Annotated in this window: 11 protein-coding genes and 1 pseudogene; 5 read left to right on the top strand and 7 right to left on the bottom strand. The window is 41.0% G+C overall.

The window, feature by feature from the left end; all coding sequences use genetic code 11:
* Nucleotides 1–515: 515 nt before the first annotated feature.
* The 4 genes and pseudogenes from FTV34_RS11480 to ftsY form a co-directional block, all read right to left on the bottom strand.
* Entirely contained in the window at nucleotides 516–1,181 is a 666-nt protein-coding gene (locus tag FTV34_RS11480) for a DUF2057 domain-containing protein (protein WP_166134835.1), read from the bottom strand.
* A gap of 197 nt (nucleotides 1,182–1,378) precedes the next feature.
* Nucleotides 1,379–1,972, bottom strand: a complete 594-nt coding sequence (locus tag FTV34_RS11475) for a nitroreductase family protein (protein ID WP_004783692.1) — start codon at nucleotides 1,970–1,972, stop codon at nucleotides 1,379–1,381.
* A gap of 182 nt (nucleotides 1,973–2,154) precedes the next feature.
* Nucleotides 2,155–2,845, bottom strand: a pseudogene (locus FTV34_RS11470) (nitroreductase family protein).
* Between the two features lie 181 nt (nucleotides 2,846–3,026).
* Nucleotides 3,027–4,130 (bottom strand): signal recognition particle-docking protein FtsY, encoded by a 1,104-nt coding sequence (gene ftsY / locus FTV34_RS11465; RefSeq protein WP_034171087.1) that lies wholly within the window; start codon nucleotides 4,128–4,130, stop codon nucleotides 3,027–3,029.
* 178 nt (nucleotides 4,131–4,308) lie between these two features.
* Here ftsY and FTV34_RS11460 point away from each other — a divergent pair, with 178 nt between their 5' ends.
* Nucleotides 4,309–5,703 carry a pitrilysin family protein gene (locus FTV34_RS11460; RefSeq protein WP_180070235.1) on the top strand — a complete coding sequence of 465 codons (1,395 nt, stop codon included), beginning with the start codon at nucleotides 4,309–4,311 and terminating at the stop codon, nucleotides 5,701–5,703.
* 11 nt (nucleotides 5,704–5,714) lie between these two features.
* Entirely contained in the window at nucleotides 5,715–7,292 is a 1,578-nt protein-coding gene (locus tag FTV34_RS11455; RefSeq protein WP_180070233.1) for a pitrilysin family protein, read from the top strand.
* Here FTV34_RS11455 and FTV34_RS11450 read toward each other — a convergent pair.
* Nucleotides 7,216–7,539, bottom strand: a complete 324-nt coding sequence (locus FTV34_RS11450) for a hypothetical protein (protein ID WP_180070231.1) — start codon at nucleotides 7,537–7,539, stop codon at nucleotides 7,216–7,218. The genes FTV34_RS11455 and FTV34_RS11450 overlap by 77 nt on opposite strands.
* Before the next feature lie 104 nt (nucleotides 7,540–7,643).
* A complete protein-coding gene (locus FTV34_RS11445) occupies nucleotides 7,644–8,006 on the bottom strand; it encodes a hypothetical protein (RefSeq protein ID WP_081402667.1) in 363 nt (120 codons plus the stop codon).
* 220 nt (nucleotides 8,007–8,226) lie between these two features.
* On the opposite strand from FTV34_RS11445, the gene FTV34_RS11440 reads away from it, so the two are divergent.
* The 3 genes from FTV34_RS11440 to FTV34_RS11430 all read left to right on the top strand — a co-directional run bounded on the left by FTV34_RS11440 (nucleotide 8,227) and on the right by FTV34_RS11430 (nucleotide 9,524).
* Nucleotides 8,227–8,460: a hypothetical protein gene (locus FTV34_RS11440; protein ID WP_034171084.1), complete on the top strand. Its 234-nt coding sequence runs from the start codon at nucleotides 8,227–8,229 to the stop codon at nucleotides 8,458–8,460.
* A gap of 157 nt (nucleotides 8,461–8,617) precedes the next feature.
* Nucleotides 8,618–8,992, top strand: a complete 375-nt coding sequence (locus tag FTV34_RS11435; RefSeq protein ID WP_034171083.1) for a DUF2750 domain-containing protein — start codon at nucleotides 8,618–8,620, stop codon at nucleotides 8,990–8,992.
* Nucleotides 8,993–9,092: 100 nt separating this feature from the next.
* Complete coding sequence (locus FTV34_RS11430) at nucleotides 9,093–9,524, top strand: CBS domain-containing protein (RefSeq protein WP_125279146.1); 432 nt, start codon at nucleotides 9,093–9,095, stop codon at nucleotides 9,522–9,524.
* 140 nt (nucleotides 9,525–9,664) lie between these two features.
* Here FTV34_RS11430 and trpB read toward each other — a convergent pair whose 3' ends face one another.
* Complete coding sequence (trpB, locus tag FTV34_RS11425) at nucleotides 9,665–10,870, bottom strand: tryptophan synthase subunit beta (protein ID WP_180070230.1); 1,206 nt, start codon at nucleotides 10,868–10,870, stop codon at nucleotides 9,665–9,667.
* Nucleotides 10,871–10,922: the final 52 nt, after the last annotated feature.

The raw sequence follows: 10,922 nt of genomic DNA, 5'->3' as shown, positions 1-10,922 counted from the left end.
CCAGCGTTCAATCTGAGCCATGATCAAACTCTTCAGTTAAAATCATTTCGAACTTTATAAGTAAAGTTCTTAAACTTGGCTCATCAATTTTCTGACAAATATTTCTCAAATAAACTTCGAGTAATTTCTACCATTCAATCAATGAAAATAATTTCGATCAATCAACCAGTAAAAATCCACACAAGTTGTTCTTCATAATCTCTTAATGATCTTACTTAAAACCTCGTCAGTTTTAAGCTCCAACCCAACCACTTAACGTTTCGTTTCATGCATTGCGTTGGTGTGCTGCGTATTCTATACAGTTTCCGAACCAGTGCAAGAGCTTTTCTTAAAAATATTCAAAAAAGCGCATTGTACGTTTATTTTTTAATCTGAATTGCTATTTTTAGCAGTTTTAATGCTTTTTTCCAGTCACTTTTGGCCTGAAATTTTAAGCAAATGTGAATTTCGACTGGTTTAGTTTTTATTAAAAGGGATCGTTGCATACGATCCCTTTTAATATTGAACAATAAATTTTAATTTTCCTGCTCGCCAAGCCAATTCATAAATTTTTGTCGTTCAGCTTTAGATGCCTGCTTCCATAACTGAATTAATTGCTGATCAAGCTGACCAACTGATGCATTTTCCTGAACGTTTGCAGTAGCAATATTCGGTGTACTTGCAGTTTGAGTGTAAACCGCTGCCGGCTGATTTGTTGGAGTTATTACTTTATTCGTTGTCAAATCCACAGATTTTCCTAAAACGCTTTGCCCTAGTAATGGTTTCGCTGCATCTTTTGCTCCCGCCTGCTGAACCAGAAGCTGATTTTTTGCATCATATAAACCAATAATTGGCTGATCTTTATATTTTTTCGCTTCATCAAAATTTTTAGGCGCGTTAATTAAAGCCAATTTATAAGCTTCACCATCTTTAAGTTCTGGAGTTTTTACAGTTACTACGCCAGATTTTAAAATGTCATGAGAATTGTCATTATGCTGGAAAAATTCAGTATAACGAACGCTAATCGCATTCGTACCAGCATCCAGTTTATAAGTTTGATCTGAACGTAATAGACCTGAACGTACTTCCTGATCATTCACTGCGATTATCTTGATTTCTTCAGGTACGGTTAATGTCACGGCTGAAAAAGCGGATGTGCTGCTCAATAATGCAACTACAGCTGCTGTGATACGTAAATCCATTTCACTCACTCATTCTGGTTAATATATAAAATTTTCGTTGCACTATGCCGTGTATGAATGACAATTCTATGACAAATGCTTTGTCTCTACAGCAATTTACTCAGCATTTATCAGACTATCTATCTTCTGATTTCTGCTATATCACATATAAAAAAAAAGAAGTACTTAACAGTACTTCTTTCTCATCTCTAAATCGATTATGCAAAGGTCTTAAATCGTTCTGCATCATCCATAAAGGTTTTTTCACCTGGAGGGGCTTCGATTGAACCAAATACCAATTGAGCACGAAGCTTCCAGTTCGATGGAATACTAAAAGTTTGCGCCACTTCTTCATCAATGATCGGATTGTAGTGCTGTAGTGATGCACCAATATTATGTTCAGCCAAAGCTGTCCAGGTTGCAAACTGAGCGATACCGCTGGCATGCTCTGACCAGATCGGGAAATTATCTGCATATAGCGCAAATTTTTCTTGCATTCCTTTAATGACGTTCTGGTCTTCATAAAACAGTGCAGTTCCATAACCTGCTGCAAAACCATCTATTTTGCTATTGGTAGCCTCAAAAGCATCTGCTGACACCAGGTCGCGTAAAGTTTCACGCACAATATGCCAGAAAGTATCATGTGATTGACCAAACAAAATTACTACGCGTGAAGATTGCGAGTTAAAAGATGATGGACTATGTTTCACTGCCTCTTTAATGATGTGCTCAATTTCTGCCTGATCCAGGCTGACATTTTTCCCAATGGCATAAATACTACGGCGTTTTTTAATATGATCTAGAAATGCCATGATCTCACCTCGTTCTATTCTGACTATTAAAAACCGATAAGATCATCCTAAGCATTTTCACTACCTAAAACAGTCTTATTTCGATAACAATGTGTTTTATTTATAGAACATTCCCAGAGATGCTAAGGTTAGTCCTTTGTATCAACCACCTTAGCGCATGGTAATTTCAAAAATCACATGTCTTAGCTAAATACCTGGAAGCTGTCTGGATTTACAGACCCAATGTTATCTTCTATTGCTTCTTCAATTGAACCAAAACAGAGCTGAGCACGTAGCAACCAGTTTTCATCAATCTTAAAATGCTCATCTACAGGGTGATTAATCTGCGCATTATAGTGTTGCAAAGAAGCGCCTAGACCAGCATCTGCCAGCGCAGTCCACGCAGCAAATTGCACCATGCCGGAAGTCTGCTCTGACCACAGTGGAAAATCATCAGCACTAAATGGAATCTTCTTCTGTAATTGCTGAATGGTGTGCTGATCTTCATAGAATAAAATCGTGCCATAGGCATTTGCACATTGATCCAGCTTGATTCTAACCCCCTCGTAGACCGATGCCGGCACATGCTGGCGTTGAACATCTTTTACAATGTTCCAGAATTGATGATGTGAATCGGCAAATAGCACGATAATGCGTGCACTTTGTGAATTATAAGCTGAAGGACAACTATGCACAGCTTCCTGAATCAGCTCGGTCAGATAAGCTTGACTGAAATGCACACGCTTACCTAGCTGATAGATCCCACGACACTTTTTTTAATTTCTCAACAAAAGTGAATTCTAAATTTTCAACTACTTTACTCTTTTTAGGAAATTTAAAATCCTTAGTCAGGTCAGTTGTTAATACCTGCCCAATTTTATTGAGTAATGCCATTTTCTACCCTCTACATATAGCCTGAACTTCAATCACCAGGCAAATTCCATACAATATAATGGGTTTATTTAGGCAGGCAGGATTTGCTGTTTTTTTCATGCTGCTTTTTAGAGCATTCAAACTCCTTAAAAACAAAAAAACTCCGCATTTAGCGGAGTTTATGTGACGCAAGTTGCATTAATTATTTTTCAGTTTCAAACAATGCCGCAACGAATGATTTTGCCGAGAATGGACGCAAGTCATCAATTTTCTCACCTACACCGATAAAGCGAATCGGTACATGGGTACGGCTGGCAATATTAAACAGCACACCACCTTTTGCAGTACCATCCAGTTTGGTAATGGTTAAACCCGTTAAACCCACTGCTTCATCAAACATTTCAACTTGATTAATGGCATTCTGTCCTGTACCGGCATCCACCACCAACATCACTTCATGTGGCGCAGTCGCATCAATCTTCTGCATGACACGTTTAACCTTGGTCAATTCCTGCATCAGGTGACCTTTGTTATGCAGACGGCCTGCAGTATCTGCAATTAAAACATCCACACCTTTGGCACGTGCACTTTCGAAAGCATCAAAAATGACAGAAGCAGAGTCAGCACCATGACCTTGGGCTACGACGGCGATATTGTTGCGTTCACCCCAGATCTGTAACTGCTCAGTTGCAGCAGCACGGAAAGTATCACCCGCAGCCAGCATGACTTTTTTACCTTCGCCTTGCAGACGTTTTGCGAGCTTGCCAATGGTCGTGGTTTTACCTACACCATTTACACCCACGACCAGAATTACATATGGATTTTTGTTTGGATCGATATGCAGCGGTTTTACACGCGGAGCCAGCAGAGCGACCAGTTCTTCCTGAAGCGCTTTATACAGCGAGTGAGAATAAATCAGGTCACCGCGTGCAGTACGTTCAGTCAAATTGGCAATAATCGTTTTAGTCGCATCAACACCGATATCTGCAACCAAAAGCTGTTCTTCAACTTCTTCTAATAATTCATCGTCAATTTCTTTGCCACCAATCAGGATATTGACCATCCCATCGGCAAGATTTTTACGGGTTTTGGTTAAACCCTCTTTCATACGGCTAAAGAAACCGCCTTTTGTAGCAGGTTCTTCTTCCTGAGCTTCTGTCGCTACAGGTGCAGAAACCTCAGCAGTTGCGCTTGGTGTTTCTACAATTGGCACATTAACCGCAGGTAAACTCGGTAACGTGACATCATCATCTCCGATATCAGCATCAATCAAAAATTTGTTTTGCCCATTAGATTGCTGTTGCATGCCGAATCCTTGAAAAGCATTGCGTTAAAAAATTGAATTCTAGCATAACTTGCAGTGTTTTGAGCGGGCAATCCAATCCATGAATAAACAACCAAAAAATAACAGTGTTTGGTTGCTTTCAATACAAGATTTCTGAAAAATAATCCTAAATACAAATATCTATTCATTGGAAGACTTTGTGTCCCTATCTTTTTTTGCTATCTCCTCCTTATCCAGAATCATTAAACAATGGATTTCTCCAGCCGCTGTACTCCTCCTGAGTTTCGGTTTTAACCCCGTACATGCCGCAACCCAGAGTGAATTATCCCGCACCACCATCGAAACATATTTAGGTAATGGCTTAAAAGTCATTATCCGGGAAGATCATCGCTCCCCGATGGTGATGACACAGATCTGGTATAAAGTCGGCAGTAGTGACGAGTCCGGCAATATTCTGGGTGTCTCTCATGCTTTGGAACACATGATGTTTAAAGGCACGAGCAAGGTTCCCAATGATGAATTTACCCGGTTAAGCCGGATTTATGGCGGCAGTATTAATGCCGCAACCTTTACCAATTACACGAACTATTATCAGCTCTATCCCAAAGCTTATTTTCCGATGGCGCTCGAACTCGAATCTGACCGTATGAACAACCTGTTGTTACGCCAGCAAGATTTTGATCCGGAAATTAAAGTGGTAATGGAAGAACGGCGTCAGCATACTGATGATAATCCGCGTGCCCAGGCATTTGAACGCTTTAGATGGATCAGTTATCCCACCAGTCACTATCGTCAGCCCGTGATTGGTCACATGAAAACGCTTAATAATATTCAGCTGAGTGATGTTAAAAAATGGTATCGAGACTGGTATAGCCCGAATAATGCCATTCTGGTGATTGTCGGTGATTTAGATGTGCAAGAAGCTCTCGTTCAGGTACAGAAATATTTCGGTGATATTCCGGCGCGTCCCACACCCTCACGTAATGATGTACTCGAGTTTGAGCGCTTAGGCTATCGTCATATGGAAATTGAGAGCAATGTTCAGGTGCCTAATCTGTATATGACCTGGAATGTGAAATCTCTAGCTACCGCCAAGAATCCTCAAGATGCCTATGCCCTAACCATTATCCACAGCCTGCTGGATAGTGGAATTTCTTCCCGCCTGCAGGGTCGTCTGGTTCGCGACCGCAAAGTGCTTACTTCTGTGAGTGTATCCTATGATCCTTATAACCGTGGAGATAGCCTGTTTGGTATTTCCGCACTTCCGGCTCCAGGTGTAAATCTGACAGAAGCACAAACGGCCATCCAGAAAGAAATTGATTTATTAAAAACTGAAGCTATTTCTGAGTATGAACTGGCACGGATCAGCACACGCTTTATTTCAAATCTGATTTATAGTCAGGACAGTCTGAGCGGACAGGCCAAAATGATTGGAAACCTTGAAGTAAACGGATTGAGTTACCGCCTGATGGATGAACTGCCTCAGCATTATGACAGTGTCCGTGCAGAGGACATTCAGCGGGTTGCTAATGCCTATTTTGTCCGTGAAAATTTAAGTACGCTCTACCTTTTGCCTGAACAGAAAGCTCAATAATGGTTATTACAATGTCTAAAGTTCGCTCTCTTATCCTTTTAACCAGCTTAAGCCTCAGTTCAAGCCTTTGGGCAGAAAATTATTTAGATACCCAACCTGATCTGAATGATAATCCCAGTCAGTTACAAGCGATCCCTCTCCTGCAAAGTTTAAAAAACATTAATCAAAAGCAGGCATTTCAAGCACCTTTTATTCATGACCTGAATAATCACTACAAAGTTCGCACTTTATTTGTTGAAACCCGTGATTTACCTATGGTCGATATTCAACTGACCTTTAATGCCGGATCAGCACGAGATCAGGAAATTGCTAAAGGTTTATTTGGCTTATCCAGCACAGCAGCCAAACTGATGCGCGAAGGAACAGATAAATATACGGCCGCACAGGTAGCTTCAGTCTTTGATGCCACAGGCGCACAATTTAGCGTACAGGCTTATCGCGATATGTTTGTCGTTCGCCTGCGAACTTTGTCAGATCCCAAGAAAATGGAACCTGCTTTGGGCATGATGATGGAAGTTCTCAAAAACGCTACATTCAAGCCTTCCAGTATTCAATTAGCACTCAGCAATACTCAAGTAGGACAAAAACAGCTTCAGGAAAATCCAAGCAAACTGATGGATATCCGGTTTTATCGGGCATTGTATGGTCAGCATCCTTATGCCGAACCCATTACCGGCACCATTGGCAGTACCAAAAAAATTACGGCTGATTTACTGAAAAAATTCCGCGACCAGTTTCTGGTAGCACAAAACATGAATATTGCCATTACCGGCAAACTCAGTTCTAAACAGGCACTGGAACTTTCTGAACGAATTGCAGGCAATTTGCCTCAAGGACAGAAAGCTGTTGCATTAGCTGAACCTGAAGAAAAATCGGGTTTTGATATCGTGCATTTGCCTTATAACTCATCCCAAGCGCATGTGACCTTCGGCCACTTAGGACCAAACCGTTTTACTGAAGATCGGCTTGCTCTAGAAGTGGCTAATCGCATGTTTGGTGGTAGCGGATTTAATGCAGTATTAATGCAGGAATTAAGGGTAAAACGCGGCTATACCTATGGTGCCTATAGTACATTCAGCTTTAGTCAGGCACCCGGTATATTTAGCTTCCGTTATTCCACTAGACAAGATCAATTGCTAGATAGCATTCAGGTCGCACATCAGGCTTTTATCAACTTTGTAAATCAGCCGATTGATACTAAGCGCCTAGAAGAAACCAAAGCCGGGATGTTAAGAGCATTTCCGAATAATTACAGCAGCAATGCCACGATCAATGCCCAGTTAGGCACGATGGGCTTTTATGCAGAGCAAGCCGACTATCTGTCACGCTATCCAGAACGTCTAGCCAAAATTACCGCAGCAGATGTGCAAAATGCTGTGCGCAAACATCTGCATCCAGAACGCTTGACACTGGTCGTGGTAAGCCAAGAATTAGATAAAGAAGCATTAAAACTACGACTGGAACAGAACCTGTTAGATCCTTCTACACCACTACCGAATACGATTCCAATACCTAAGGCATATCCACAGAAACCGGCGGAAGCTGACGAGCCCGTAGAGATTCCTGTTGATACGCCTGCATCAATTTAAGATATTGACCGCGATGGATGCGTTGCTGTTGCAGCAAAGTCTGAGCCATATTCTGGGTTTGGGGCAAGCTCTGCTGTTCTGCAAGTTGCTGAAGTAAATTAAATTGGGAAGTCGTCAGTGGACGATAAATGGCAAATGTGGCCAGGCATAAGATTAATGCCACAATGAAAATAACAACCGCATTATAAATTTGTTCAAGCTTAATTTTATTCAGAAAATCGCTTAATTTTTTGCTATCTATAGCCATACACTACCTCAAGTTGAAGCTAGTGTATGGCTGGGCCCCATGAAGTTCAAGTCAAAGATTGAATGACCAGTATAAATACACATCTCGATATGACTATAAATCGGTTAGGATTTCAACAATTCGTACACACTCCAGGCAATGACCATAGCCACCAGACCTAAAACCAGTAAAATTGCAAACTTGCTTAAGCCGGCTTCTGCTTCAGGTGGATGCAGTCGATCTTCATCTGCAATTCGGACCAATTCATCATTATAGTGACTATAAAACTCTGCACGCTGGGTTTCGTCCAGAGCGCGGGTAAAATCATAAACTTCTTTACGTTGAGCCAGACTGTAATCACCTAGATGGGTATATTTGTCATAAATTGCCTCATCCAGTTTTTTACGGTGTACATGCGCCAATTCTGTAATCTGACTGGCTGTTGGGGGCATATCAAAACTGAGCCCTTCAAGAGTTCTTTGCATCATGTTGTTCTCCTTTTCTTTTGTTCTATTGTTAAAATCTATACCAACCAAACTTCCAAGTGTGTATAGTTTGATCGTACAAACTATAAATTAAGTAAACAGGAAAGCTGATATAGTTGACTTTTCCATTATTCTGTAATATTAGTTTAATAATACTAAGTTATATTTGTATTTAGACTTAAAAGTCTATCCGAAATCATAATTAAAATTAAGGAGTTTTTATATTATGCAGAATATCTCTCAACATGATTTGGAACATCTGTATGCAGATGCAGTGAATACCATTCAATCGCAAATGAACTTTGTCGATGCAGTAAAACAATTAGAAGATGCAGCGCGCGCCGGTCACGGTAAAGCAGCTCTCTTTTTAGCTGAACTGTATTATCAAGGTTTTCGTGTAGAACGAGATTCACTAAAAGCACAATACTGGCAGAACATGGCCACCATGCAAGCCTGAAGAAACGTCACCTCGGTGACGTTTTTTTTACGCCATTTTTTCGAAATACTGCAATTAAGACATAATTTATTACGATTGCTTGCAAAGCTGAAACAGTAATTTCACTGGAACTTTCTAGAATAGAGCTGAACTCTAATAGCACTTTATTTTAACGACAATGCGAAAAATTATTCAATACGACCCGATTTGTAAAAACTTTCTTTTGAGGCTCACCATCCTCAAATCTATGATGTATTGCGGCGTTTTGTGGGGCGTCTATCATCAGGGTTGGGCGATGATGCGTGATCAGGAAGATTATATTTTTCCATTCTGGCTTAATTCTCTGGATGCCAAAAATTATGCCAAGGAACATTGGCCAGGTTATGTACCCCGTAGAATCAACCCGGAAGATTTCGAAAACAACTTGTTACCTACACTGTCCCGACTAGCCGTGACACCTACTTTATGTAGCGGCAATGGCACTAAACTAAAGTTATCCATTCCACAGATGCGTCACCTGTTTTTTTCACAACAAAGACTGCACTTTGCCTAAAAACATGTTATTTATAAAGACATAAAATAGACACCTAGAGATGTTCAGCTGGATACATACTCTAGGACTAATAATAATTAGATAAAAAGGACTCAATAGAATGACCAACGTAGCACAAGTGCTCGGTGATAAAGTACATCAGGCAGTTTATACCATCCGTCCAGACTCTACAGTTTTAGAAGCAATTAGCCTGATGGCAGAAAAAGGAATCGGGGCGCTGGTCGTTACCCACGAAGATAGTGTGGTCGGCATTTTGTCAGAGCGTGATTACACCCGTAAAATCGCATTGATGCAAAGAACCTCTTTTGATACCACGGTCAATGAAATTATGACACCTAAAGTCATAACCGTGACTTCTGCAACTTCTGTTGAAGACTGCTTAGCATTAATGACTGACCGCCATTTACGCCACTTACCTGTAGTTGAAAATGACAAACTGATTGGCCTGATTTCGATTGGTGACTTGGTCAAAGCTGCAATGGAAGATCAACGTAAGCTGATTGATCAGTTACAACAATATATTTCAGGCTAAAATTCTTTCTTAGTTGAATACGTAAATTAAGACTCAAACTCAAAATGTCATTACAAACAAATGACAATGTCATATCAAAACCAGATTAGATATAAAAAATCCCAGCCTTAAGACTGGGATTTTTTGATTATTAGATCAAATTAAAGACCGAGTTTCTCTGCGACATAGTCAGAGTCTTTATCACCACGACCTGAAAGATTCACTACAATCTTAGTCTCTTTAGGCAGTTTACCCGCTTCACGAATTGCCCAAGCCACTGCATGTGAACTTTCTAATGCTGGCACAATTCCCTCAACGCGTGACAGGGTCATAAAGGCATCCAGACACTCCTGATCTGTTGCTGTAGTGTATTCCACACGACCTAGATCTTTCAGCAGGCTGTGCTGTGGCCCTACGCCTGGATAATCCAGCCCAGAAGCAATCGAATGCACAGGTAAAGGCTCACCCTGCTCATCTTCGAGTACATAACAGGCCATACCATGCAACTGGCTTGGTTTACCCAAAGTCAGCGTTGCGGAATGCTTATCAGTATTTAAGCCATGACCTGCAGGCTCTACCCCCACCAGTTTCACTTCTGGATCATTCAGGAATGCCGTGAATGCCCCCATGGCATTTGAACCACCACCCACACATGCCACCACAAAGTCTGGGTTTGCACCGAAGCGTTCATTGGTTTGAACCTTGATTTCATCGCCAATAATGGACTGGAAATCACGCACCATCATTGGGAATGGATGCGGTCCTACCACCGAACCAATCGCATAGATATAGTTTTTCGGATCTTTCAAGTATTCTTCAAAAGCACTGTCGACTGCATCTTTAAGGGTCGCAGTACCACGCGTCACAGAAATCAGCTTAGCACCCAAGATTTTCATCTTTACGACGTTTGGATGTTCTTTTTCGATATCCACCTGGCCCATATGAATTTCACATGGAATACCCACCAAAGCACATGCAGTAGCCAATGCTACACCATGCTGACCTGCACCGGTTTCTGCAATGACTTTGGTTTTACCCATATATTTCGCCAGCAGTGCTTCACCCAGGCAGTGATTGATTTTATGTGCACCGGTATGATTCAGGTCTTCACGTTTTAAATAGATCTGTGCTCCACCTAACTGGTCAGAAAGGCGTTTAGCATGAAACAAAGGGCTAGGACGGCCGACATAGTTAGCAAACAGGTCTTTTAATTCATTTTGAAATTCTTCAGTTTGACGGATTTCCTGATAGGCAACATTGATGTCATCCATGGCCTGTTTTAGATCCGGTGGAATGAACTGACCGCCATATTGACCAAAGAAACCCTCTTCATTGGGCAACGCAATACTATTAATTTGATGAGCCATAATAATTCCTGAATATTGGAATAAGGTATAATAAGTGACTTTATACTAGAAT

Source organism: Acinetobacter sp. YH16038, from assembly GCF_013417275.1.
GTDB lineage: Bacteria > Pseudomonadota > Gammaproteobacteria > Pseudomonadales > Moraxellaceae > Acinetobacter.
This window is presented reverse-complemented; position numbering and strand designations above follow the sequence as displayed.